Source organism: Catenulispora sp. MAP12-49, from assembly GCF_041262705.1.
GTDB lineage: Bacteria > Actinomycetota > Actinomycetes > Streptomycetales > Catenulisporaceae > Catenulispora.
This window is the reverse complement of record NZ_JBGCCP010000032.1, coordinates 88,424-111,377: the sequence shown is the minus strand read 5'-3', so window position 1 is coordinate 111,377 and position 22,954 is coordinate 88,424. Positions and strand designations below refer to the sequence as shown.

Annotated in this window: 25 protein-coding genes; 23 read left to right on the top strand and 2 right to left on the bottom strand. The window is 67.8% G+C overall.

All coding sequences use genetic code 11. From position 1 onward, the window contains the following. Positions 1-849 precede the first annotated feature (849 nt). The 4 genes from rplJ (at position 850) to ABIA35_RS38610 (ending at position 9,791) form a co-directional block, all read left to right on the top strand. Positions 850-1,374, top strand: a complete 525-nt coding sequence (rplJ, locus tag ABIA35_RS38625) for a 50S ribosomal protein L10 (RefSeq protein ID WP_370337297.1) — start codon at positions 850-852, stop codon at positions 1,372-1,374. Positions 1,375-1,426: 52 nt separating this feature from the next. Then, on the top strand, positions 1,427-1,810 hold the full coding sequence (rplL, locus tag ABIA35_RS38620) for a 50S ribosomal protein L7/L12 (protein WP_370337299.1): 384 nt from the start codon (positions 1,427-1,429) through the stop codon (positions 1,808-1,810). Between the two features lie 593 nt (positions 1,811-2,403). Continuing rightward, positions 2,404-5,880 (top strand): DNA-directed RNA polymerase subunit beta, encoded by a 3,477-nt coding sequence (gene rpoB / locus ABIA35_RS38615; protein ID WP_370337301.1) that lies wholly within the window; start codon positions 2,404-2,406, stop codon positions 5,878-5,880. Between the two features lie 32 nt (positions 5,881-5,912). After that, entirely contained in the window at positions 5,913-9,791 is a 3,879-nt protein-coding gene (locus ABIA35_RS38610; RefSeq protein WP_370337303.1) for a DNA-directed RNA polymerase subunit beta', read from the top strand. 92 nt (positions 9,792-9,883) lie between these two features. Here ABIA35_RS38610 and ABIA35_RS38605 read toward each other — a convergent pair whose 3' ends face one another. Next, positions 9,884-10,234 carry a hypothetical protein gene (locus tag ABIA35_RS38605; RefSeq protein WP_370361220.1) on the bottom strand — a complete coding sequence of 117 codons (351 nt, stop codon included), beginning with the start codon at positions 10,232-10,234 and terminating at the stop codon, positions 9,884-9,886. Between the two features lie 111 nt (positions 10,235-10,345). Between ABIA35_RS38605 and ABIA35_RS38600 the strand changes: the two genes are divergently transcribed. The 7 genes from ABIA35_RS38600 to ABIA35_RS38570 all read left to right on the top strand — a co-directional run bounded on the left by ABIA35_RS38600 (position 10,346) and on the right by ABIA35_RS38570 (position 16,548). Then, positions 10,346-10,759, top strand: a complete 414-nt coding sequence (locus ABIA35_RS38600; RefSeq protein WP_370337307.1) for a hypothetical protein — start codon at positions 10,346-10,348, stop codon at positions 10,757-10,759. Positions 10,760-11,302: 543 nt separating this feature from the next. Next, entirely contained in the window at positions 11,303-11,677 is a 375-nt protein-coding gene (rpsL, locus tag ABIA35_RS38595; protein ID WP_012785148.1) for a 30S ribosomal protein S12, read from the top strand. Beyond that, positions 11,677-12,147 carry a 30S ribosomal protein S7 gene (gene rpsG, locus ABIA35_RS38590; RefSeq protein WP_012785149.1) on the top strand — a complete coding sequence of 157 codons (471 nt, stop codon included), beginning with the start codon at positions 11,677-11,679 and terminating at the stop codon, positions 12,145-12,147. Before rpsL ends, rpsG begins: the two co-directional genes overlap by 1 nt. 37 nt (positions 12,148-12,184) lie before the next feature. After that, positions 12,185-14,302 carry an elongation factor G gene (fusA, locus tag ABIA35_RS38585; protein WP_370337310.1) on the top strand — a complete coding sequence of 706 codons (2,118 nt, stop codon included), beginning with the start codon at positions 12,185-12,187 and terminating at the stop codon, positions 14,300-14,302. An 88-nt stretch (positions 14,303-14,390) separates the two neighbouring features. Continuing rightward, complete coding sequence (gene tuf, locus ABIA35_RS38580) at positions 14,391-15,584, top strand: elongation factor Tu (RefSeq protein ID WP_370337312.1); 1,194 nt, start codon at positions 14,391-14,393, stop codon at positions 15,582-15,584. Between the two features lie 168 nt (positions 15,585-15,752). Further along, positions 15,753-15,971, top strand: a complete 219-nt coding sequence (locus tag ABIA35_RS38575; RefSeq protein ID WP_370337314.1) for a hypothetical protein — start codon at positions 15,753-15,755, stop codon at positions 15,969-15,971. Between the two features lie 10 nt (positions 15,972-15,981). Then, on the top strand, positions 15,982-16,548 hold the full coding sequence (locus ABIA35_RS38570; protein ID WP_370361219.1) for a hypothetical protein: 567 nt from the start codon (positions 15,982-15,984) through the stop codon (positions 16,546-16,548). A gap of 9 nt (positions 16,549-16,557) precedes the next feature. Here the strand turns inward: ABIA35_RS38570 and ABIA35_RS38565 are convergent, their stop codons facing one another. Further along, positions 16,558-16,743, bottom strand: coding sequence for a type II toxin-antitoxin system prevent-host-death family antitoxin (locus ABIA35_RS38565; protein ID WP_370337318.1), 186 nt, complete (start codon positions 16,741-16,743; stop codon positions 16,558-16,560). Positions 16,744-16,886: 143 nt separating this feature from the next. On the opposite strand from ABIA35_RS38565, the gene ABIA35_RS38560 reads away from it, so the two are divergent. The 12 genes from ABIA35_RS38560 (at position 16,887) to rpsQ (ending at position 22,902) form a co-directional block, all read left to right on the top strand. Next, positions 16,887-17,072, top strand: a complete 186-nt coding sequence (locus ABIA35_RS38560) for a hypothetical protein (protein WP_370337627.1) — start codon at positions 16,887-16,889, stop codon at positions 17,070-17,072. Between the two features lie 557 nt (positions 17,073-17,629). Then, a complete protein-coding gene (gene rpsJ, locus ABIA35_RS38555; RefSeq protein ID WP_012785157.1) occupies positions 17,630-17,938 on the top strand; it encodes a 30S ribosomal protein S10 in 309 nt (102 codons plus the stop codon). 11 nt (positions 17,939-17,949) lie between these two features. Beyond that, positions 17,950-18,597, top strand: coding sequence for a 50S ribosomal protein L3 (gene rplC / locus ABIA35_RS38550; RefSeq protein WP_370337320.1), 648 nt, complete (start codon positions 17,950-17,952; stop codon positions 18,595-18,597). A 2-nt stretch (positions 18,598-18,599) separates the two neighbouring features. Further along, on the top strand, positions 18,600-19,253 hold the full coding sequence (rplD, locus tag ABIA35_RS38545) for a 50S ribosomal protein L4 (protein WP_370337323.1): 654 nt from the start codon (positions 18,600-18,602) through the stop codon (positions 19,251-19,253). After that, entirely contained in the window at positions 19,250-19,585 is a 336-nt protein-coding gene (gene rplW, locus ABIA35_RS38540; RefSeq protein WP_370337325.1) for a 50S ribosomal protein L23, read from the top strand. Before rplD ends, rplW begins: the two co-directional genes overlap by 4 nt. Further along, complete coding sequence (gene rplB / locus ABIA35_RS38535) at positions 19,585-20,421, top strand: 50S ribosomal protein L2 (protein ID WP_370337327.1); 837 nt, start codon at positions 19,585-19,587, stop codon at positions 20,419-20,421. Before rplW ends, rplB begins: the two co-directional genes overlap by 1 nt. A 12-nt stretch (positions 20,422-20,433) precedes the next feature. Then, a complete protein-coding gene (rpsS, locus tag ABIA35_RS38530) occupies positions 20,434-20,715 on the top strand; it encodes a 30S ribosomal protein S19 (protein ID WP_370337329.1) in 282 nt (93 codons plus the stop codon). Beyond that, the gene (gene rplV, locus ABIA35_RS38525) at positions 20,708-21,100 is read left to right on the top strand and encodes a 50S ribosomal protein L22 (RefSeq protein ID WP_012785163.1); all 393 of its coding nucleotides are present in this window, start codon (positions 20,708-20,710) and stop codon (positions 21,098-21,100) included. Before rpsS ends, rplV begins: the two co-directional genes overlap by 8 nt. Next, on the top strand, positions 21,100-21,981 hold the full coding sequence (gene rpsC, locus ABIA35_RS38520; RefSeq protein ID WP_370337331.1) for a 30S ribosomal protein S3: 882 nt from the start codon (positions 21,100-21,102) through the stop codon (positions 21,979-21,981). The genes rplV and rpsC overlap by 1 nt, the downstream gene beginning before the upstream one ends. Continuing rightward, positions 21,981-22,400, top strand: a complete 420-nt coding sequence (rplP, locus tag ABIA35_RS38515) for a 50S ribosomal protein L16 (protein ID WP_012785165.1) — start codon at positions 21,981-21,983, stop codon at positions 22,398-22,400. The genes rpsC and rplP overlap by 1 nt, the downstream gene beginning before the upstream one ends. Beyond that, positions 22,400-22,624 carry a 50S ribosomal protein L29 gene (gene rpmC, locus ABIA35_RS38510; RefSeq protein ID WP_194896210.1) on the top strand — a complete coding sequence of 75 codons (225 nt, stop codon included), beginning with the start codon at positions 22,400-22,402 and terminating at the stop codon, positions 22,622-22,624. The genes rplP and rpmC overlap by 1 nt, the downstream gene beginning before the upstream one ends. Next, the gene (gene rpsQ / locus ABIA35_RS38505) at positions 22,621-22,902 is read left to right on the top strand and encodes a 30S ribosomal protein S17 (RefSeq protein WP_370337334.1); all 282 of its coding nucleotides are present in this window, start codon (positions 22,621-22,623) and stop codon (positions 22,900-22,902) included. The genes rpmC and rpsQ overlap by 4 nt, the downstream gene beginning before the upstream one ends. Positions 22,903-22,954 lie beyond the last annotated feature (52 nt).

Genomic DNA, 22,954 nt, shown 5'->3' with positions numbered 1-22,954 from the left:
GTGACCAGAACGACAAGAGCCGTGTAACGGGAGACTGTTACGCACGGTTCTGTGGGAGCCCCGGGCTGAGACGCCCGGGGCGACCCGACTCGCGCATGGTTACGGGATCCGCTGGTGGCGCAGTTCGGTGGAGCGACGCGAGCAGCGCTGGCGGCCGGCGGTTCCCGTGTCCACAACCGCGCACCGGTCCGAGTCACTGCGCACACGTCATGCGGGCGGCTGTCTGCCGCGTTTGGTGGGTGCCTAAGATCAAAGGCAGGTGCCTCCGGCGGGTGCTCTACAGCGGGGGGCGCGCCCCCTGCGGACCTCCTGCAACCGGCGGCCCGCGACTGTTCGGCTTTGTCTTCGTGCGTGGGCGCGGTGCGTTGTTTGGTGGCGGTGCTGCTTGTGGTCGCCAGTGTTCCGGGTCCCCCGCCGCATCGCCGCCTGACGGAAGCAGGCCGGTCCGGTGGTGTAAAGCCGGATCACACGCTGCTTTTGGTCGCGAAACGTGCGGCTTGACACCACCGGACCGGCCAGCTTGGCTTCGCCCGTCGACGCGGCGGGGGACCCGGAACACAACCCCCTCTGTGGGGTGGAGGGTCCACGTGCTTGGTGCCTTCGACCCTGTCAAAACCACCTCGAACCCCGTGCTAGTCTTGACGCAGCCGAAGACCGCTGGTCGCTGGTCCGAGCCGAACGGCCCGGAACAGTCGAAGGCCTCCTTTACGGAGCGACCCGCCGAGGCGCGATTAGTGAAGCAGTTGCCGTCCTTGGACGGGGTTCCGACTTGTGACGCCCGCGCTGACGCGCCGGGCGTTTTTTCGTTTGAGGCTGGAGTCGGCTCTGACACCCCGGAAGGAGGCCCGTATGGCGAGGCCTGACAAGGCGGCTGCGGTCGCCGAGATCGCGGATCACTTCCGCGGCTCGAACGCCGCCGTGCTGACCGAGTACCGCGGGCTCACTGTCGCGCAGCTGAAGGAGCTTCGGCGCGCGCTCGGTGCGACCACGGATTACGCCGTGGTGAAGAACACGCTGACCAAGGTCGCTGCTCGCGAGGCCGGTATTGACGGTCTGGACGAGTCGGCGTTGAAGGGTCCGTCGGCCATCGCCTTCATCAAGGGCGACCCGGTCGAGGCTGCCAAGGGTCTTCGTGACTTCGCCAAGGCGAACCCCCTTCTGGTGATCAAGGGCGGGGTGATGGAGGGCAAGACCCTCACCCCGGCCGACATCACCAAGCTCGCGGACCTTGAGTCCCGCGAGGTTCTGCTGGCCAAGGCGGCCGGCGCGATGAAGGCGTCCCTCGCGAACGCGGCGGCGCTCTTCCAGGCTCCTTTGTCGAAGGCCGTCCGCACCGTGGACGCGCTGTCGGCTCAGAAGCCCGCCGACGCCTGATAGGCAACCGGCAAAACCTAGCTAGAACTCACTTAGAGAAAGGACGCCTACCATGGCGAAGCTCAGCAACGACGAGCTGCTCGAGGCTTTCAAGGAGATGACTCTGATCGAGCTCTCCGAGTTCGTGAAGCTCTTCGAGGACACCTTCGACGTCAAGGCTGCCGCCCCGGTCGCCGTGGCCGCCGCCGGCCCGGCTGCCGCCGCCGCCGAGGCCCCGGCCGAGCAGGACGAGTTCGACGTCATCCTCGAGGGTGCCGGCGAGAAGAAGATCCAGGTCATCAAGGTCGTGCGCGAGCTGACCTCGCTGGGTCTGAAGGAGGCCAAGGACCTCGTCGACGGCGCTCCGAAGCCGCTGCTGGAGAAGGTCACCAAGGAAGTCGCCGACAAGGCGAAGGAGGCCCTCGAGGCCGCCGGCGCCGGCGTCTCCGTGAAGTAGTTCTTCTTCACGGCGCGAGCCATTCGAAGGACCCCCGGGGTTTCCCGGGGGTCCTTCGTGTCTGTCGGCGTGACCAGTGTGATCACCGTGCGCGGCGGGCTTGCGACAGCACTGATCCCCGGACGCCTCTTGACGTCGGCCCAGCTACGCGGGATTCTGCGGTACGTCAGCGCGATACAGCTGGCCTCCCCGGCCACGGCAGCGCGAGGCAGGGCCGGGGAGGAAAAAAGGTGCGAAGGGCGGACTCGGGGCCCGTGTCGGCGGCGACAACTGTCGGTCGACCCGGCTAGTCTGTCCGTCTGTTGCCCGACGCGTCGGGGCCTCCGATGAGGGGGTCTGCCGGCCCGCGTCAGGCCTATTAAGGCACGGGCTGGACAGGCGTGGCCGAGATGGCTACACTGTTCGTTTGCGCTGCCTTTCTGCATGCCTTGTTCTGTCAACGGCCTCGTGAAACCCCGTCCACCACCCGGCACCGGTGCCCATTACACCGCCGCCGACCTGGGGTTTCGCTGAATCCGTCGGCGGGTAGGGATACAGGTCCACCGGTAGCGCTAAGGACAGCCAGTCCAGTCCGAGCCCCGGAAGGACCCCTCTTGGCCGCCTCGCGCACCGCCCAGAACATCACCAAGAACGCCGCCCGCCGCATCTCCTTCGCGAAGATCAAAGAGCCGCTCGAGGTTCCGAACCTGCTCGCGCTGCAGACGGAGTCCTTCGACTGGCTCGTCGGCAACGCCACCTGGAAGGGCCGCGTTTCCGAGCAGCAGGCCGCAGGCCTCGACGTGCCCACCACCTCGGGTCTGGAGGAGATCTTCGAGGAGATCTCCCCGATCGAGGACTTCCAGGGCACCATGTCGCTGACGTTCCGCGACCACCGCTTCGAGCCCGCGAAGTACTCCATCGACGAGTGCAAGGACCGCGACTTCACCTTCGCCGCCCCGCTGTTCGTGACCGCCGAGTTCACGAACAACGAGACCGGCGAGATCAAGAGCCAGACCGTGTTCATGGGCGACTTCCCGCTCATGACCAACAAGGGCACCTTCATCATCAACGGCACCGAGCGTGTCGTGGTGACCCAGCTGGTGCGCTCCCCGGGTCTGTATTTCTCGCAGGACATCGACAAGACCTCCGACAAGGACGTCTTCAACGCCAAGATCATTCCGAGCCGGGGCGCCTGGCTGGAGTTCGAGATCGACAAGCGCGACATGGTCGGCGTGCGCGTCGACCGCAAGCGCAAGCAGCACGTCACCGTGCTCCTGAAGGCCCTGGGCTGGGACGACGCCCGGATCCTGGAGGAGTTCGGCGAGTACGAGTCCATGCGCCAGACGCTGGAGAAGGACCACACCGCCGGCCAGGACGAGGCGCTGCTGGACATCTACCGCAAGCTGCGCCCGGGCGAGCCGCCGACGCGCGAGGCCGCCCAGACCCTGCTGGACAACCTGTACTTCAACCCCAAGCGCTACGACCTGGCCAAGGTCGGCCGCTACAAGATCGACAAGAAGCTGGGGCAGGCCAGCGGCATCGACAACACGGTGCTCACCGAGGACGACATCGTCAACGCGATCAAGTTCCTGGTGAAGCTGCACGCCGGCGAGACCGAGATGGACCCGCAGGTCGAGGGCGCGCCCTCGGTCGTCGTCGAAGAGGACGACATCGACCACTTCGGCAACCGCCGCCTGCGCAGCGTCGGCGAGCTGATCCAGAACCAGGTCCGCACCGGCCTGGCCCGCATGGAGCGCGTCGTCCGCGAGCGCATGACCACGCAGGACGTCGAGGCCATCACGCCGCAGACGCTGATCAACATCCGGCCGGTCGTGGCCTCCATCAAGGAGTTCTTCGGCACCAGCCAGCTCTCGCAGTTCATGGACCAGACCAACCCGCTGTCCGGTCTGACCCACAAGCGCCGGCTGAACGCGCTGGGCCCCGGTGGTCTGTCCCGTGAGCGGGCCGGCTTCGAGGTCCGCGACGTGCACCCCTCGCACTACGGCCGCATGTGTCCGATCGAGACGCCGGAAGGCCCGAACATCGGCCTGATCGGCTCGCTGGCCTCCTACGGCCGGATCAACGCCTTCGGCTTCATCGAGACCCCGTACCGCAAGGTCGTCGACGGCAAGGTCACCGACCACATCGACTACCTCACCGCGGACGAGGAGGACCGGTACGTCGTGGCCCAGGCCAACGCCCCGGTCCGGGACGACGGCTCCTACACCGACGAGCGCGTGCTGTGCCGCCGCAAGGGCGGCGAGATCGAGATGATGGCCCCGGCCGACATCGACTACATGGACGTCTCCCCGCGCCAGATGGTGTCCGTCGCGACCGCGATGATCCCGTTCCTGGAGCACGACGACGCCAACCGCGCCCTGATGGGCGCGAACATGATGCGCCAGGCCGTGCCGCTGCTGCAGTCGGACTCGCCGTACGTCGGCACCGGCATGGAGTACCGCTGCGCGGTCGACGCCGCCGACGTGGTGACCGCCGACAAGGGCGGCGTGGTGACCGAGGTCTCCGCCGACCTGGTGACCGTCGCCAACGACGACGCGACCACCAGCGTCTACCGGGTCGCCAAGTTCCGCCGCTCCAACCAGGGCACCTCCTTCAACCAGAAGGTGATCGTCGCCGAGGGCGAGCGGGTCGAGATCGGCTCGGTGCTGGCCGACGGACCGTGCACCCAGGACGGCGAGATGGCCCTGGGCAAGAACCTGCTCGTGGCGTTCATGCCGTGGGAGGGCCACAACTACGAGGACGCGATCATCCTGTCGCAGCGCCTCGTGCAGGACGACGTCCTGTCCTCGATCCACATCGAGGAGCACGAGGTCGACGCCCGCGACACCAAGCTGGGCCCGGAGGAGATCACCCGGGACATCCCGAACGTCTCCGAGGAGGTCCTGGCCGACCTCGACGAGCGCGGCATCATCCGGATCGGCGCCGACGTCGTCCCCGGCGACATCCTGGTCGGCAAGGTCACGCCCAAGGGCGAGACCGAGCTCACCCCCGAGGAGCGGCTGCTGCGCGCGATCTTCGGTGAGAAGGCCCGCGAAGTCCGCGACACCTCGCTGAAGGTGCCGCACGGCGAGCAGGGCAAGATCATCGGCGTCCGCATCTTCGACCGCGACAGCGGCGACGAGCTCCCGCCGGGCGTCAACCAGCTGGTCCGGGTGTACGTGGCGCAGAAGCGCAAGATCACCCACGGCGACAAGCTGGCCGGCCGCCACGGCAACAAGGGCGTCATCGCCAAGATCCTCCCGGTGGAGGACATGCCGTTCCTGGAGGACGGCACCCCGGTCGACATCGTGCTGAACCCGCTGGGTGTGCCCTCGCGCATGAACCCCGGCCAGGTGCTGGAGACCCACCTCGGGTGGATCGCCGCGACCGGCTGGGACATCGGCGAGGGCCAGGCCGAGTGGCAGGAGCGCCTGCGCTCCATCGGCGCGGACAAGGCCGAGGCCCGGACCAAGGTCGCGACCCCGGTCTTCGACGGCGCCCGCGAGGACGAGATCACCGGTCTGCTGGGGAACACCCTGAAGACCCGCGACGGGGTCCGGCTGGTGGACAGCACCGGCAAGGCCCGGATGTTCGACGGCCGCTCCGGCGAGCCGTTCCCGTACCCGATCTCGGTCGGCTACATGTACATCCTGAAGCTGCACCACCTGGTGGACGACAAGCTGCACGCCCGCAGCACCGGCCCCTACTCGATGATCACGCAGCAGCCCCTGGGCGGTAAGGCCCAGTTCGGCGGCCAGCGGTTCGGCGAGATGGAGGTGTGGGCGCTGGAGGCCTACGGCGCCGCCTACGCGCTGCAGGAACTGCTCACCATCAAGTCCGACGACGTCCTGGGCCGCGTGAAGGTCTACGAGGCCATCGTCAAGGGCGACAACATCCCCGAACCCGGCATCCCCGAATCCTTCAAGGTGTTGATCAAGGAAATGCAGTCGCTGTGCCTCAACGTCGAGGTGCTCAGCAAGGACGGCACCATGATCGAGCTGCGCGACACCGACGAGGACGTCTTCCGGGCGGCCGAGGAACTGGGCATCGACCTGAGCCGGCGTGAGCCGTCCAGTGTCGAAGAGGTCTGATCGAACGAGTCATCGAGGAGGATAGAAACCACATGCTTGACGTCAATTTCTTCGACGAGCTCCGTATCGGTCTGGCGACTGCCGACGACATCCGCACCTGGTCCTACGGCGAGGTGAAGAAGCCGGAGACCATCAACTACCGCACCCTGAAGCCGGAGAAGGACGGGCTCTTCTGCGAGAAGATCTTCGGCCCGACCCGGGACTGGGAGTGCTACTGCGGCAAGTACAAGCGGGTGCGCTTCAAGGGCATCATCTGCGAGCGCTGCGGTGTGGAGGTCACGCGGGCCAAGGTGCGCCGTGAGCGGATGGGCCACATCGAGCTCGCCGCCCCGGTGACCCACATCTGGTACTTCAAGGGTGTGCCGTCCCGGCTGGGCTACCTGCTGGACCTGGCGCCGAAGGACCTGGAGAAGGTCATCTACTTCGCCGCCTACATGATCACCGAGGTCGACAACGAGCGGCGCACCCGCGACCTGCCCTCGCTGGAGGCCAAGGTCTCCGTCGAGCGCCAGCAGGTCGAGAACCGGCGCGACGCCGACGTCGAGGCCCGGCAGAAGAAGCTGGAGGAGGACCTGGCGGCCCTGGAGGCCGAGGGCGCCAAGGCCGACCAGCGCCGCAAGGTCCGCGAGGGCGGCGAGCGGGAGATGAAGCAGCTGCGCGACCGCGCGCAGCGCGAGATCGACCGTCTCGACGAGGTCTGGTCCCGCTTCAAGTCGCTCAAGGTCCAGGACCTGGAGGGCGACGAGATCCTGTACCGGGAGATGCGTGACCGCTACGGCACGTACTTCTCGGGCTCGATGGGCGCCGCCGCGCTGCAGAAGCGGCTGGAGACCTTCGACCTGGACGCCGAGGCGGAGTCGCTGCGCGACACCATCCGCAACGGCAAGGGCCAGAAGAAGACCCGTGCCCTCAAGCGCCTGAAGGTGGTCGAGGCCTTCCGCTCGACCAACAACTCGCCGTCCGGCATGGTGCTGGACTGCGTGCCCGTGATCCCGCCGGACCTGCGTCCGATGGTGCAGCTGGACGGTGGCCGCTTCGCGACCTCCGACCTGAACGACCTGTACCGCCGCGTGATCAACCGGAACAACCGCCTCAAGCGGCTGCTGGACCTGGGCGCGCCGGAGATCATCGTCAACAACGAGAAGCGGATGCTGCAGGAGGCCGTGGACTCGCTGTTCGACAACGGCCGCCGCGGCCGCCCGGTCACCGGACCCGGCAACCGTCCGCTGAAGTCGCTGTCCGACATGCTCAAGGGCAAGCAGGGCCGGTTCCGCCAGAACCTGCTGGGCAAGCGCGTCGACTACTCGGCCCGTTCGGTCATCGTCGTCGGCCCGCAGCTCAAGCTGCACCAGTGCGGTCTGCCCAAGCAGATGGCGCTGGAGCTGTTCAAGCCCTTCGTGATGAAGCGGCTGGTGGACCTGAACCACGCGCAGAACATCAAGTCCGCCAAGCGGATGGTGGAGCGCGCGCGGCCGGTCGTGTGGGACGTGCTCGAAGAGGTCATCGGCGAGCACCCGGTTCTGCTGAACCGCGCCCCCACGCTGCACCGTCTGGGCATCCAGGCCTTCGAGCCGCAGCTGGTCGAGGGCAAGGCGATCCAGATCCACCCGCTGGTCTGCACCGCGTTCAACGCCGACTTCGACGGCGACCAGATGGCGGTGCACCTGCCGCTGTCCGCCGAGGCGCAGGCCGAGGCCCGGGTCCTGATGCTGTCCTCGAACAACATCCTGTCCCCGGCGCACGGCCGGCCGATCACCTCGCCGACGCAGGACATGGTCCTGGGCATCTTCTTCCTCACGATGGACCGTGACGGGATGAAGGGCGAGGGCCGGGCGTTCGGCTCGATCTCGGAGGCCATGATGGCCTTCGACAACCGCGAGCTGGACCTGCAGGCGCCGATCGAGCTGCGCATCTCCGAGGCCGTGCCGCCGCGGGGCTGGGTGGCGCCGGAGGGCTGGGAGACCGGTCAGCCGTTCCGCCTGAAGACCTCGCTGGGCCGGGCGCTGTTCAACGAGCTGCTGCCGCTGGACTACCCGTACGAGAACCGCGAAGTCGCCAAGAAGCAGCTCTCGGCGATCGTCAACGACCTGGCCGAGCGCTACCCCAAGGTGACGGTCGCGGCGACCCTGGACAACCTGAAGTCCGCGGGCTTCTACTGGGCGACCCGCTCCGGCGTCACGGTGTCCGTCGAGGACATCGTGGTCCCGCCGAAGAAGGGCGAGATCCTCGAGGGCTACGAGGCTCAGGCCGCGAAGATCCAGAAGCAGTACGAGCGCGGTCTGGTCACGAAGGAAGAGCGCAACCAGGAGCTCATCTCCATCTGGACCAAGGCCACCAACGACGTCGCCGACGCGATGCAGGCGAACTTCTCGAAGACGAACCCGATCTTCATGATGGTCGACTCCGGAGCGCGCGGTAACTTCATGCAGATGCGGCAGATCGCCGGTATGCGTGGACTGGTGTCGAACGCCAAGAACGAGACCATCCCGCGTCCCATCAAGGCGTCCTTCCGCGAGGGCCTGTCGGTCGTGGAGTACTTCATCTCCACGCACGGCGCCCGCAAGGGTCTGGCCGACACCGCGCTGCGCACCGCCGACTCCGGGTACCTCACCCGGCGTCTGGTGGACGTCTCGCAGGACGTGATCATCCGTGAGGAGGACTGCGGTACCGAGCGCGGCATCGTGATGCCGATCGCTTCCCGCGGCGCCGACGGCCGGCTGATCAAGGACGAGAACGTCGAGAACTCGGTCTACGCGCGCAACACCGCCGAGAAGGTCGTCGTCGACAAGAAGACGATCCTGGACGCCGGCGTGGACCTGGGCGACGTGGCGATCGACAAGCTGATCGAGCACGGCGTGGCCGAGGTCAAGGTCCGCTCGGTCCTGACCTGCCAGTCCAAGGTCGGCACCTGCGCGATGTGCTACGGCCGCTCGCTGGCCACCGGCAAGCTGGTGGACGTGGGCGAGGCCGTCGGCATCATCGCCGCGCAGTCCATCGGCGAGCCCGGCACCCAGCTGACGATGCGCACCTTCCACACCGGTGGTGTGGCCGGTGACGACATCACGCAGGGTCTGCCGCGTGTCATCGAGCTGTTTGAGGCCCGCACGCCCAAGGGCGTGGCGCCGATCGCCGAGGCGGCCGGCCGGGTCCGGATCGAGGACACCGACAAGACCCGCAAGCTGGTCATCACCCCCGACGACCCGTCGGTGGAGGAGGTCGCCTACCCGGTCAGCAAGCGCACGATGCTGCTGGTCTCCGACGACCAGCACGTCGAGGTCGGGCAGGAGCTCACCAAGGGCACCATCAACCCGCACGACGTCCTGCGCATCCTGGGCCAGCGCCAGGTGCAGATCCACCTGGTGGCCGAGGTCCAGAAGGTGTACCGCAGCCAGGGTGTGCCGATCCACGACAAGCACATCGAGATCATCGTCCGGCAGATGCTGCGCCGGGTGACGATCATCGAGGCCGGGGACGCCGAACTGCTCCCGGGCGAGCTGGTCGAGTTCAGCCGCTTCGAGACCGAGAACCGCAAGGTGATCGCCGAGGGCGGGCACGCGGCCTCCGGGCGTCCGCAGCTGATGGGTATCACGAAGGCCTCGCTGGCCACGGACTCGTGGCTGTCGGCGGCCTCCTTCCAGGAGACCACCCGGGTCCTGACCGACGCGGCGATCAACGGCAAGTCCGACTCGCTGCTCGGCCTGAAGGAGAACGTGATCATCGGCAAGCTGATCCCGGCCGGGACCGGCATGCCGCGCTACCGGAACATCAAGGTCGAGCCGACCGAAGAGGCGAAGGCCCAGATGTACACGCTGGTGGGCTACGACGACGACTACTCGTCGTACAGCTTCGGCAGCGGCTCCGGCCAGGCGGTTCCGCTGGAGGAGTACGACTTCGGCGGCTACAGCGGCTGAGGTCGGGCCCCTGATGGGCCTGTAGATCGCTGAAAGGGCGGTCGTTCCCCGGTGGGGGAGCGGCCGCCCTTTCGGCGTCACGCGACAGCGGCTCAGGCGAACCCGCGCCGCGCCCAGCCGCCGAACAGCCGGCGCTCCTGCTGCTTGGCACGCACGGCGGACACCAGGCTGAACGCGGACAGCGCGGGATCGCCGCGCAGTTCCTCGAGCTGCCGGCGCAGGACCTCCTCGGAGGATTCGGAGTCGGTGGGCACCAGCGCCCCGGACTTCAGCAGCTCTGTCAGAACTCGATCAAGGTGCTGCTCCAGTTTCCCGGCCGGCCGGTCGACCAGCTGGGCCACATGGGATATCGGCAGGCCTTCGCGGTAGCGGAAGACCAAGGCCGCGCGCGTGGTGACGGCCAGCGCGCCGAACTGCTTCTGGAAGACTTCTTGCTCTGTCATCGTTTTCCCCCGTCCTGAGGACCATTCCGCTACTTAGATGCGCGAGACGTGGTTCAGGTTCCTGATGGGTACTCTGAATGTGTCGCCTGTGGCCTGAAAATCGGAGTGCCGATGAACGAGCAGCCCGAGGTCGGGCGTCCCAACTACAGCGCCGGAGGCAGCCGGCCCTCGGCCGGTCCGGTGCCGCGTCAGGGCGGCGCCTACCCGCCGGACCAGGGCGCGCGGGTGGACCTGCGCGCGGTGGCCGCGATGGCGGCGGCGGCGCTGGCGTGGTCGTCGTGGACGCCGTTCTACAACCTGCCGATAGTCGTGGCGCTGGTGGCCGCGGTCCTGGCGGCGCGGTGGGGGACGCGGGCCAAGCGGAACATCCTGGCCTCGGAGGGGCGCCGGACCGGAGCGGGCCTGGCGGACCTGGCGCGGCTGCTGGGGATGGCCGATCTGGCGATCCTGGCCTACCTGATCTTCCACTACTACTTCGTCGCGCACGCCGGAATCAAGGGCGTCCTCACGCTGTTGCTCACGTGACGGTCCGTGGCGGGTGGGGCGGGGGAATACCTCCCGTGCCCCTGTCGTTGAACCCGATGCCGCCAAGTGTCCTCCGTCCCGTCAAGCCCGCACGCCACCGTGTCCGGCATGCGAGAATGGGTGGGTTCGCCGGCACGGCGGACCGTGGTGGGCCCGGGGATCGGACCAGCCGCCTTGATGGCGGCCGTCGCCGGTGCTAGGGTCCCTCCCCTCGTTTTGACCTCACAGGCATGCCCTGGGTAGGCTCGTCGCCGTGCCAGGGGTGTCCCCCCGGCTGCTCCTGCCTGCGCACCGTTCGTTCGGTGGCGTCGGCGCCAAGCCGCTCGCCGTTCCGCCGGAGGCAGCAGGGGTCTGTTGGTCGCGACACACCCGACCTCGTGGACCGGACGTCCCGGGTGATACCCGGACAGGACGGACCCGGTCCCGCAGGGGTGTGTGACAAGTGGACAAGCAGGAACTCGACGCGAAACCGAGAGGTAGTAGCTCTCCACGACCGGGGTCGCCCACGTGGAGCCGTAGAAGGAAAGGGAAGGCCAGCACCTAGTGCCTACCATTCAGCAGTTGGTCCGCAAGGGCCGGCAGGACAAGGTTGTGAAGAGCAACACTCCTGCGCTCAAGGGATCCCCGCAGCGCCGCGGCGTCTGCACCCGCGTGTACACCACCACGCCCAAGAAGCCGAACTCGGCTCTGCGCAAGGTGGCCCGTGTGAAGCTGTCCTCCGGCATCGAGGTCACGGCGTACATCCCGGGCGTCGGCCACAACCTGCAGGAGCACTCGATCGTGCTCGTGCGCGGCGGCCGTGTGAAGGACCTGCCGGGCGTTCGGTACAAGATCGTCCGTGGCTCGCTCGACACCCAGGGCGTCAAGAACCGCAAGCAGGCCCGCAGCCGCTACGGCGCCAAGAAGGAGAAGAGCTAATGCCTCGCAAGGGTCCTGCCCCGAAGCACCCGGTCGTCATCGACCCGGTCTACAACTCGCCCCTGGTCACCTCCCTGGTGAACAAGGTGCTGCTGGACGGCAAGCGCTCCACCGCCGAGCGCATCGTCTACGGCGCCCTGGAAGGCTGCCGCGAGAAGACCGGCACCGACCCGGTGATCACGCTCAAGCGCGCGCTGGACAACGTCAAGCCGACCCTGGAAGTCAAGTCCCGCCGCGTCGGCGGTGCGACCTACCAGGTGCCGATCGAGGTCCGCGCCGGCCGCAGCACCACGCTGGCCCTGCGCTGGCTGGTCGGCTACTCCCGGCAGCGCCGCGAGAAGACCATGACCGAGCGCCTGATGAACGAGCTCCTGGACGCCTCCAACGGCCTGGGTGCCTCGGTCAAGCGCCGCGAGGACACGCACAAGATGGCGGACGCGAACAAGGCGTTCGCGCACTACCGCTGGTAACCCCGGTAGCCGAGACCGCAGAAAGTAGCTGAGCGAAATGGCCCCCAACGCCGTTGACCTGGCCAAGGTCCGCAACATCGGGATCATGGCCCACATCGACGCGGGCAAGACCACGACGACCGAGCGCATCCTGTACTACACGGGTATGAGCTACAAGATCGGCGAGGTCCACGACGGCGCTGCCACCACCGACTGGATGGAGCAGGAGCAGGAGCGTGGCATCACGATCACGTCCGCTGCTGTCACCTGTCACTGGCCGGTGGACGACGTCGACAACACCATCAACATCATCGACACGCCCGGGCACGTCGACTTCACCGTCGAGGTGGAGCGCTCGCTGCGCGTTCTCGACGGCGCGGTCGCGGTGTTCGACGGTGTCGCCGGCGTGGAACCGCAGTCCGAGACGGTCTGGCGGCAGGCCGACCGTTACGGCGTCCCGCGCATTTGCTTCATCAACAAGCTGGACCGCACCGGTGCGGAGTTCCACCGCTGCGTCGACATGATCGTCACCCGTCTGCAGGCCACCCCGCTGGTCATGCAGCTGCCGATCGGTGCCGAGGCGGACTTCAAGGGCGTCATCGACCTGGTGAAGATGAAGGCCCTGGTGTGGAGCGCCGAGACCAAGCTGGGCGAGGCCTACGACGAGGTCGACATCCCGGACACCCACACCGAGGCCGCCGACGAGTGGCGCGGGCGTCTGCTGGAGACCATCGCCGAGGCCGACGACGAGATGATGGAGCTGTACCTGGAGGGCCAGGAGCCCACCACGGAGCAGCTGTACGCGGCCATCCGCCGCGCCACTCTGGCCGCCAAGCTGAACCCGGTGTTCTGCGGGACCGCGTTCAAGAACAAGGGCGTGCAGCCCCTGCTCGACGCGATCGTGCGCTACCTCCCCTCCCCGCTGGACGTTGAGGCCATCGACGGCCACAAGGTGGGCGATGAGGAGACGGTGCTGCACCGCAAGCCCTCCGACGACGAGCCGATGTCCGCGCTGGCGTTCAAGATCATGAGCGACCCGCACCTGGGCAAGCTCACGTTCGTGCGCGTCTACTCCGGCAAGCTGGAGTCCGGCGGCACGTACCTGAACTCGGTCAAGGGGCGCAAGGAGCGCATCGGCAAGATCTACCGCATGCACGCGAACAAGCGTGAGGAGATCGAGTCGGTGGGCGCCGGCGACATCATCGCCGTCATGGGTCTGAAGGACACCACGACCGGCGAGACGCTGTCGGACACCGCGAACCCGATCATCCTGGAGTCGATGACCTTCCCGGCCCCGGTGATCCACGTCGCGATCGAGCCGAAGACGAAGTCCGACCAGGAGAAGCTGGGCGTCGCGATCCAGCGCCTGGCCGAGGAGGACCCGTCGTTCCAGGTTCGGACCGACGAGGAGACCGGCCAGACCGTCATCTCCGGCATGGGCGAGCTCCACCTGGAGATCCTGGTGGACCGCATGCGCCGCGAGTTCAAGGTCGAGGCGAACGTCGGCAAGCCCCAGGTGGCCTACCGCGAGACCATCCGTCGCGCGGTGCCCAAGGTCGAGTACACGCACAAGAAGCAGACCGGTGGTTCGGGCCAGTACGCCTCCGTCATCATCTCGCTGGAGCCGCTTGCGGACGGCGTGCCGGGTGCCGAGGGCTACGAGTTCGTCAACGCCGTCAGCGGCGGGCGCATCCCGAAGGAGTACATCCCCTCGGTCGACGCCGGCTGCCAGGACGCGATGGAGTTCGGCGTGCTCGCCGGCTTCCCGCTGACCGGCGTGAAGGTGACGCTGCTCGACGGTAAGTACCACGAGGTCGACTCCTCCGAGATGGCCTTCAAGGTCGCCGGTTCGATGGCGTTCAAGGAAGCGGCCCGCAAGGCCGACCCGGCGCTGCTCGAGCCGATGATGGCGGTCGAGGTCACCACGCCCGAGGACTACATGGGCGAAGTGATCGGCGACCTGAACTCCCGCCGTGGCCAGATCCAGGCCATGGAGGAGCGGTTCGGTTCCCGGGTCGTCAAGGCCCTGGTCCCGCTGAGCGAGATGTTCGGCTACGTCGGGGACCTGCGGTCCAAGACGTCCGGCCGGGCCTCGTACAGCATGCAGTTCGACTCCTACGCCGAGGTTCCCCGGAACGTGGCGGAAGAGATCGTCAAGAAGGCGCGCGGCGAGTAGCCCAAGCCGGTTCACCTAAACAAATCTGTAGAGCCGCCGGGGGCAGCCATCCCTCGGCGGCACCACAACCGTCCAACAGGAGGACATCGTGGCGAAGGCGAAGTTCGAGCGGACCAAGCCGCACGTCAACATCGGCACCATCGGTCACATCGACCACGGTAAGACGACGCTGACCGCGGCCATCACCAAGGTTCTGCACGACGCCCACCCGGACCTGAACCCCTACACCCCGTTCGACCAGATCGACAAGGCGCCCGAAGAGCGTCAGCGCGGTATCACCATCTCCATCGCGCACGTCGAGTACCAGACCGACGCGCGCCACTACGCGCACGTCGACTGCCCCGGTCACGCGGACTACATCAAGAACATGATCACCGGCGCGGCCCAGATGGACGGCGCGATCCTGGTCGTGGCCGCCACCGACGGCCCGATGCCGCAGACCAAGGAGCACGTGCTCCTGGCCCGCCAGGTCGGCGTGCCCTACATCGTCGTCGCGCTGAACAAGTCCGACATGGTCGACGACGAGGAGATCCTGGAGCTCGTCGAGCTCGAGGTCCGCGAGCTGCTCTCGGAGTACGAGTTCCCGGGCGACGACCTGCCGGTCATCCGCGTCTCGGCGCTCAAGGCCCTGGAGGGCGACCCGGAGTGGTCGGCCAAGCTCCTGGAGCTGATGAAGGCCGTCGACGACTCGATCCCGCAGCCCGAGCGCGAGATCGACAAGCCGTTCCTGATGCCGATCGAGGACGTGTTCACGATCACCGGTCGTGGCACCGTCGTCACCGGCCGCATCGAGCGCGGCGTGGTCAAGGTCAACGAGACCGTCGACATCGTGGGCATCCGCAACGAGAAGCAGACCACCACGGTCACCGGCGTCGAGATGTTCCGCAAGCTGCTCGACGAGGGCCAGGCCGGCGAGAACGTCGGTCTGCTCCTGCGCGGTATCAAGCGCGACGACGTCGAGCGCGGCCAGGTCGTCATCAAGCCGGGCACCACCACCCCGCACACCGGCTTCGACGCCAACGTGTACATCCTGTCCAAGGACGAGGGTGGCCGCCACACGCCGTTCTTCAACAACTACCGTCCGCAGTTCTACTTCCGGACGACCGACGTGACCGGCGTCGTGACCCTCCCCGAGGGCACCGAGATGGTCATGCCGGGCGACAACACCGAGATGGCCGTCGAGCTGATCCAGCCGATCGCCATGGAGGAGGGCCTGCGGTTCGCCATCCGTGAGGGTGGCCGCACCGTCGGTGCCGGTCGCGTGGTGAAGATCACCAAGTAAGGCCTCCGCGGCCTCGGCCGCTGAGCAGTACTGCGGGAAGGCCCCCGGAGCTTCAAGCTCCGGGGGCCTTCCCGCGTCTACTTTCGAGTGAATTTCCTGAACGCCTCACACCTGCGAACAGCACTGGGGGAATTAACTAGATGTAATTCCCCGAACTCGGAGGTGGGCGTGAAGTACCCCCTGCAACCCGGCGAGACCTTCGACGCGTGGCTGGCCCGCGTCCAGCCGCTGCGCCGCGGCGAACTGACGGCGCGGGTCCGCGGCGCCGGCATCAGGCCCCTGACCCGCGAGGAGTTGGCGGCCTGGCCGACGCTGTTCGCCTCGGAGCGCGAGCACAAGGCGTTCCTGGCCTGGCTGCGCGTGGAGCGGCAGCGCCATGGCCGGTGAGGAACGCGCTTTGAGCGCCGAAGACCTCACTGCGCGGTGGCTGACGGCCGAGGAGGTGCTGGGCCGGCACCCCGGCCTGAGGGCCGACAGCCATCGCGGGCCGGAAGTGGTTTCGGCCGGCGAGTATCAGCAGTCCGCGCTGCGGTTGGTCGCCGAGGCTGATGCGGCGCCGGTCGGCGGGCATCCCGCGCCCGACCTCGTCGCCGCCGACACGGCTCAGGCCTCCCGCTGGTTCACCGCGGATCCGGCGCCGGGCCGGCTCGCCGGCCGCACCGTGGTCCTGCCCTTCGTCGCGCTGGCCGAGTTGGCGACCTGGCCCGAGCGGCTGCTGTGGGGCCACGCGCGCAGCGAGGACCTGAGCCGGTGGACCGATCCCGGGCGCGTGATCGCCGCCGACGACACCGTCTGCCGCGTCTGGGCCCGCATCACCGTCGCGGCGCAGCGTGCCGGGAGCGCGGCGTCCTCCGAGGACGCCTGGATCGCCGCCGGCTGCCTGTCCTACGGGCTGCCGCTCGCCACCCAGCACAAGCGGCGCTATCAGTACTTCGCCGCTCGGTACGGTCTCAGGCTGCTGTGAGCGCCCGGGCTAGACGGGCGACCCGCTCTGGGCCATCAACTTCTCGCATTCCTCCAGCCAGCGCATGTCCACGATCGCGACCACCGGCTCCCCGGTGTCGTCGGTGACGTAGACCGGGTGGCGCGTGACGCGGGCCTCCTCGACCAGGTCGGGGAACAGGGCGCGGGCGTCGTCGAGGGTGTAGGCGGCTTCCATGGCGTGACCGTATGCCGCACGTGGGCGGGAATCGCGGATCGACACGATGAGACATTCGTCTTGAACAAACGTCTTGCACGAACGTACGAGACGTTTGTACAGTCGTGTCGTCGAGCACGGCAGGGCATCCGAAGGGGCAGACCATGACCAGCACTCGCAGCATCCTGATATCCGGCGCGGGCATCGCGGGCCCCGCGCTGGCCCACTGGCTCCACCGGCACGGCTACCGGGCGACCGATCCACATGGACAGCTGGTCGACCGGCCGCGTGGTGCTCCTCGGCGACGCCGCGTGGTGCGCCGGCCCCGGCGGCCGATCCCGTGCGTTTGACGGAGAACACGTCCGTCGCCTGAATGTCGACAGTCGCCGATCGCTTCCCCACGGTGACCAGGCGAGGCCGCGCGACCGCCGCGAGCAGGGCGTGTGCCCCATATCACATCTCAAAATGACTCCCTGGTATCCCCACGCCCCGATTTCCCAAAACCCCCAGGCCTGGGCCATACTGTTGAGGTTGCCTGACCGTACGCGCCCGCATGCCGGGTGCTCGGGAGCTCCCGGCCGTCCTCGGCCAGGGCTCCACTGCTGGTAGGGCACTCTTGTGGAATCCGGATTCTGCAGGCGAGGCGATGAGTCGCGCCCACGGGATCTCCGCGCTTCACCGGGCGACACGCCCGACCGCGTGGACCGGAGGACATGGGACAAGAACGACAAGCTTCGCGGGACACACAGGCTGTGGAACGCGGCGAACCCGGTGGTCAGGTGGGTCCACAACCGCCCCGACCGCCGGTCGCGTTGATGCGAGCACTCCCCGGCACCGATCGGGGAGGGCCGACGCAGACGCCGGACAACAGGTCCAAGAAAGACGAAGGATAAGGAACCAAGCAGCCATGGCGGGACAGAAGATCCGCATCAGGCTCAAGGCCTACGACCACGAGGTGATCGACTCCTCGGCGAAGAAGATCGTCGAGACCGTGATCCGCACTGGTGCGCAGGTTGCCGGCCCGGTGCCGCTGCCGACTGAGAAGAACGTGTACTGCGTCATCCGCTCGCCGCACAAGTACAAGGACTCGCGCGAGCACTTCGAGATGCGCACGCACAAGCGACTCATCGACATCCTCGACCCGACCCCGAAGACGGTTGACTCGCTGATGCGTCTCGACCTCCCCGCGGGCGTCGACATCGAGATCAAGCTCTAGGCGGCCGGCACATGGGAAAGCAGATTAAGGGCGTCCTGGGCGAGAAGCTCGGCATGACCCAGGTCTGGGACGAGAACAACCGGGTCGTCCCGGTGACCGTCGTCAAGGCCGGGCCGTGCGTCGTGACGCAGATCCGCAAGCAGGAGATCGACGGCTACGAGGCCGTGCAGATCGCCTACGGTGCCGTGAAGCCGACCAAGGTGACCAAGCCCGAGGCCGGCCACTTCGCGAAGGCCGGCGTCACGCCGCGCCGCTACACCGTGGAGATCCGCACCACCGACGCCGCCGAGTACGAGCTCGGCCAGGAGATCACCGCCGAGACCTTCACGACCGGTCAGATCGTGGACGTCTCCGGCACCTCCAAGGGCCACGGCTTCGCCGGTGTCATGAAGCGCCACAACTTCCGGGGCCTCGGCGCGGGCCACGGCGTGCAGCGCAAGCACCGTTCGCCCGGTTCCATCGGCGCCTGCGCGACCCCCGGTCGCGTCTTCAAGGGTGTCCGCATGGCCGGCCGCATGGGCTCGGCGCGCGTGACCGTCCAGAACCTCACCGTCCAGGCCGTGGACGCCGAGAAGGGCCTGATCCTGGTCAAGGGTGCCATCCCCGGCCCCAACGGCGGGCTGGTCCTGGTCAAGACCTCGGTCAAGAAGGGAGCCTGACCATGACGCAGGTTGTCTCCGTCGACCTCCCCGGCGAGATCTTCGACGTCCAGACCAACATCCCGCTGATCCACCAGGTCGTGGTGGCCCAGCTGGCCGCGGCCCGTCAGGGCACGCACAAGACCAAGACCCGCGGCGAGGTGTCCGGCGGCGGCAAGAAGCCGTACCGCCAGAAGGGCACCGGCCGGGCCCGTCAGGGTTCGACCCGCGCGCCGCAGTTCGCCGGCGGTGGCGTCGTCCACGGCCCGGTGCCGCGCGACTACGCCCAGCGCACCCCGAAGAAGATGAAGGCCGCCGCCCTGCGCGGTGCCCTGTCGGACCGGGCCCGCGACGGCCGCGTGATCGTGGTGGACGCTCTGGTGGAGGGCACGACGCCGAACACCAAGTCCGCCGTGGCGCTGCTCAAGGGCGTGACCGAGCACAAGAGCGTGCTGGTCGTGCTGCAGCGCACCGACGAGGTCTCCTACAAGAGCCTCCGCAACGTCCCGACCGTGCACCTGATCGACGTCGGCCAGCTGAACACCTACGACGTGCTCGTCAACGACGCCGTCGTGTTCACCCAGGGCGCTTTCGACCAGTTCGTCGCCGGTCCCGCCAAGGGGAAGTCCGCGACCGCGGTGGCGAGCTCCCTCGAAGTTGAGGGGAGCGACGCGTGAGCAGCAAGTTCGCTGACCGCTCGGTCCTGGCCCGCGACATCATCATCAAGCCGGTGGTGTCGGAGAAGAGCTACGCCCTTCTGGACCAGAACACCTACACCTTCGTCGTCCACCCGGACACGAACAAGATCCAGATCCGCGAGGCCGTCGAGGAGATCTTCGACGTCAAGGTCCTGTCGGTGAACACGATCAACCGCCAGGGCAAGCGCAAGCGCACGCGCTACGGCGTGGGCAAGCGCAAGGACACCAAGCGCGCGATCGTGACCGTGGACCCGAACCCCGGTGGCGGCAAGAAGGGCCGCATCGAGCTGTTTGGAGGGCCGGTTTCCTAATGGGCATCCGTAAGTACAAGCCGACTACCCCGGGCCGTCGCGGCTCCTCGGTCGCCGACTTCGTCGAGATCACCCGGAGCACCCCGGAGAAGTCGCTGGTCGTCCCGGTCCACAGCAAGGGCGGTCGCAACAGCACCGGCCGTGTGACCGTGCGCCACCAGGGCGGCGGCCACAAGCGGGCCTACCGTCTGATCGACTTCCGCCGCCACGACAAGGACGGCGTGCCGGCCAAGGTCGCTCACATCGAGTACGACCCGAACCGCACCGCCCGCATCGCGCTGCTGCACTACGCGGACGGCGAGAAGCGCTACATCCTGGCACCGAAGAACATCAGCCAGGGCGACCGGATCGAGAACGGTCCCGGCGCGGACATCAAGCCCGGCAACAACCTGCCGCTGCGCAACATCCCGACCGGTACCACGATCCACGCGATCGAGCTCCGTCCGGGCGGCGGCGCGAAGATGGCCCGGTCCGCCGGCGCGAGCGTGCAGCTCGTCGCCAAGGACGGTGGCTTCGCGCAGCTGCGCCTGCCCTCCGGCGAGATCCGCAACGTCGACCTGCGCTGCCGGGCCACGGTCGGCGAGGTCGGCAACGCCGAGCAGTCGAACATCAACTGGGGCAAGGCCGGCCGCATGCGCTGGAAGGGCAAGCGCCCGACCGTCCGCGGTGTCGCGATGAACCCGATCGACCACCCGCACGGTGGTGGCGAGGGCAAGACCTCCGGTGGCCGCCACCCGGTGTCCCCGTGGGGTCAGAAGGAAGGCCGCACCCGCAAGCCGGGCAAGGCCTCCGACAAGTACATCGTCCGCCGCCGCAAGACCAACAAGAAGCGCTAGGAGGAGGTTTAGATGCCGCGCAGTCTCAAGAAGGGTCCCTTCGTGGACGCCCACCTGATCAAGAAGGTGGACGCCCAGAACGCGAAGAACACCAAGAACGTCATCAAGACCTGGTCCCGGCGCTCGATGATCGTGCCGGACATGCTGGGTCACACCATCGCCGTGCACGACGGCCGCAAGCACGTCCCGGTGTTCATCACCGAGGCCATGGTCGGCCACAAGCTGGGCGAGTTCTCCCCGACCCGCACGTTCAAGGGTCACGTGAAGGACGATCGGAGGTCGCGCCGTGGCTGAGAACAAGGCCAAGGACCTCGCGGGCAATGAGGCCATTGCCCAGGCGAAGAACATCCGCATGACCGCCATGAAGGTGCGCCGGGTCGTGGACATGGTCCGCGGCCAGGACGTCGAGCAGGCGCTGGACACCCTGCGCTTCGCGCCGTACGCCGCCGCCGAGCCGGTCTTCAAGTGCGTCGCGTCGGCTGCCGCCAACGCGCGCAACAACAAGCAGCTCCGCGGCTCGCTGGTCATCAGCGAGGCCTACGTGGACGAGGGCCCGACCCTGAAGCGGTTCCGGCCGCGTGCCCAGGGCCGCGCCTACCGCATCCGCAAGCGGACCTCGCACATCACGATCGTGGTCCAGGAGACCGCGGGCGTCGCGCAGAAGGGCAGGACCCGATAGTGGGCCAGAAGGTTAACCCGCATGGGTTCCGCCTCGGCATCACCACGGACTTCAAGTCCCGGTGGTACGCCGACAAGCTGTACAAGGACTACGTCAAGGAAGACGTCGCGATCCGCCGCCTCATGACCGAGGGCATGGACCGCGCCGGCATCTCGAAGGTGGAGATCGAGCGCACGCGTGACCGCGTCCGCGTCGACATCCACACCGCGCGTCCGGGCATCGTCATCGGCCGCCGCGGCGCCGAGGCCGACCGCATCCGCGGCAAGCTCGAGAAGCTGACCGCCAAGCAGGTCCAGCTGAACATCCTCGAGGTGCGCAACCCCGAGAGCGACGCTCAGCTGGTCGCGCAGGGCATCGCGGAGCAGCTGGCCCAGCGCGTGGCGTTCCGCCGCGCGATGCGCAAGGCGATCCAGTCCTCCATGAAGTCCGGCATCAAGGGCATCAAGGTGCAGGTCTCCGGCCGCCTGGGCGGTGCGGAGATGAGCCGCTCGGAGCAGTACCGCGAGGGCCGCGTGCCCCTGCACACGCTGCGGGCGAACATCGACTACGGCTTCTACGAGGCCAAGACCACCTTCGGCCGCATCGGCGTGAAGGTCTGGATCTACAAGGGCGATGTCACCTCGCTGTCGGCTCAGCGTGCGCTGAACGCCGCCGAGGCCCGCGCCGGGCGTCCGTCCCGCGACGGCGGCGACCGCCGCGGCGGCGGCCGTGACGGCGGTCGCGACGGCGGCCGTGGCCCGCGCCGTGACGGTGGCGGCGGCGGACGCGGTCCGCGCCGCGACGGCGGCGGTGGCGGCGGCCAGCAGTCCCAGGCTCCGGCCCAGGCGCAGGCTCCGGCCGCCGCCGAGGCCCCGGCCGCTACCGAGTCTAAGGAGGCGTGATGCTGATCCCTCGGCGGGTCAAGCACCGCAAGCAGCACCACCCCGGTCGCTCCGGCGCCTCCAAGGGCGGCAACAACCTGGCGTTCGGCGAGTACGGCATCCAGGCGCTGACCCCGGCGTACGTGACCAACCGGCAGATCGAGTCCGCCCGTATCGCCATCAACCGGCACATCCGCCGTGGTGGCAAGGTGTGGATCAACATCTACCCGGACCGTCCGCTGACCAAGAAGCCGGCCGAGACCCGCATGGGTTCCGGTAAGGGTTCGCCCGAGTGGTGGGTCGCGAACGTCAAGCCCGGCCGAGTGCTCTTCGAGCTCTCGTACCCGAACGAGGAGCGCGCTCGCGAGGCTCTGCTTCGCGCCACGCACAAGCTCCCGCTCAAGTGCCGGATCATCAAGCGTGAGGCAGGTGACATCTGATGGCGACCGGGACCACCGCGCGCGAACTGCGCGAGCTCGGCGACGCCGAACTGCTGGAGAAGCTCCGTGAGAGCAAGGAGGAGCTGTTCAACCTCCGCTTCCAGCAGGCCACCGGCCAGCTTGAGAACCACGGCCGCATGCGCGCCGTGAAGAAGGACATCGCTCGCATCTACACCTTGATGACAGAGCGTGAGCTCGGCATCAGTACTGAGGAGGCGAAGTGAGCGAGCAGACGGTGGAGACCACCGAGGAGCGTGGCGCGCGCAAGGTGCGCGAGGGGTACGTCGTCAGCGACAAGATGGAGAAGACCATCGTCGTCGAGGTCGAGGACCGCAAGAAGCACCCGAAGTACCGCAAGGTCGTGCGCCGCACCACCAAGCTCAAGGCCCACGACGAGCAGAACACCGCCGGTGTCGGCGACCGCGTTCTGCTCATGGAGACCCGGCCGACCTCGGCGACCAAGCGCTGGCGCCTGGTCGAGGTTCTCGAGAAGGCCAAGTAACCAGTCCGTTCGGCCAGGCACAGGGGAAAGCTGCCGGCACCGTTCGGCAGCC

What these genes read in the sequence shown, in the direction of transcription:
- rplJ (WP_370337297.1), top strand. Translation starts at nt 850, where the DNA reads ATGGCGAGGCCTGACAAGGCGGCTGCGGTCGCCGAGATCGCGGATCAC.
- rplL (WP_370337299.1), top strand. Translation starts at nt 1,427, where the DNA reads ATGGCGAAGCTCAGCAACGACGAGCTGCTCGAGGCTTTCAAGGAGATG.
- ABIA35_RS38610 (WP_370337303.1), top strand. Translation starts at nt 5,913, where the DNA reads ATGCTTGACGTCAATTTCTTCGACGAGCTCCGTATCGGTCTGGCGACT.
- ABIA35_RS38605 (WP_370361220.1), bottom strand. Translation starts at nt 10,234, where the DNA reads ATGACAGAGCAAGAAGTCTTCCAGAAGCAGTTCGGCGCGCTGGCCGTC.
- ABIA35_RS38600 (WP_370337307.1), top strand. Translation starts at nt 10,346, where the DNA reads ATGAACGAGCAGCCCGAGGTCGGGCGTCCCAACTACAGCGCCGGAGGC.
- rpsG (WP_012785149.1), top strand. Translation starts at nt 11,677, where the DNA reads ATGCCTCGCAAGGGTCCTGCCCCGAAGCACCCGGTCGTCATCGACCCG.
- fusA (WP_370337310.1), top strand. Translation starts at nt 12,185, where the DNA reads ATGGCCCCCAACGCCGTTGACCTGGCCAAGGTCCGCAACATCGGGATC.
- ABIA35_RS38565 (WP_370337318.1), bottom strand. Translation starts at nt 16,743, where the DNA reads ATGGAAGCCGCCTACACCCTCGACGACGCCCGCGCCCTGTTCCCCGAC.
- ABIA35_RS38560 (WP_370337627.1), top strand. Translation starts at nt 16,887, where the DNA reads ATGACCAGCACTCGCAGCATCCTGATATCCGGCGCGGGCATCGCGGGC.
- rpsJ (WP_012785157.1), top strand. Translation starts at nt 17,630, where the DNA reads ATGGCGGGACAGAAGATCCGCATCAGGCTCAAGGCCTACGACCACGAG.
- rplC (WP_370337320.1), top strand. Translation starts at nt 17,950, where the DNA reads ATGGGAAAGCAGATTAAGGGCGTCCTGGGCGAGAAGCTCGGCATGACC.
- rplD (WP_370337323.1), top strand. Translation starts at nt 18,600, where the DNA reads ATGACGCAGGTTGTCTCCGTCGACCTCCCCGGCGAGATCTTCGACGTC.
- rplB (WP_370337327.1), top strand. Translation starts at nt 19,585, where the DNA reads ATGGGCATCCGTAAGTACAAGCCGACTACCCCGGGCCGTCGCGGCTCC.
- rpsS (WP_370337329.1), top strand. Translation starts at nt 20,434, where the DNA reads ATGCCGCGCAGTCTCAAGAAGGGTCCCTTCGTGGACGCCCACCTGATC.
- rplP (WP_012785165.1), top strand. Translation starts at nt 21,981, where the DNA reads ATGCTGATCCCTCGGCGGGTCAAGCACCGCAAGCAGCACCACCCCGGT.
- rpmC (WP_194896210.1), top strand. Translation starts at nt 22,400, where the DNA reads ATGGCGACCGGGACCACCGCGCGCGAACTGCGCGAGCTCGGCGACGCC.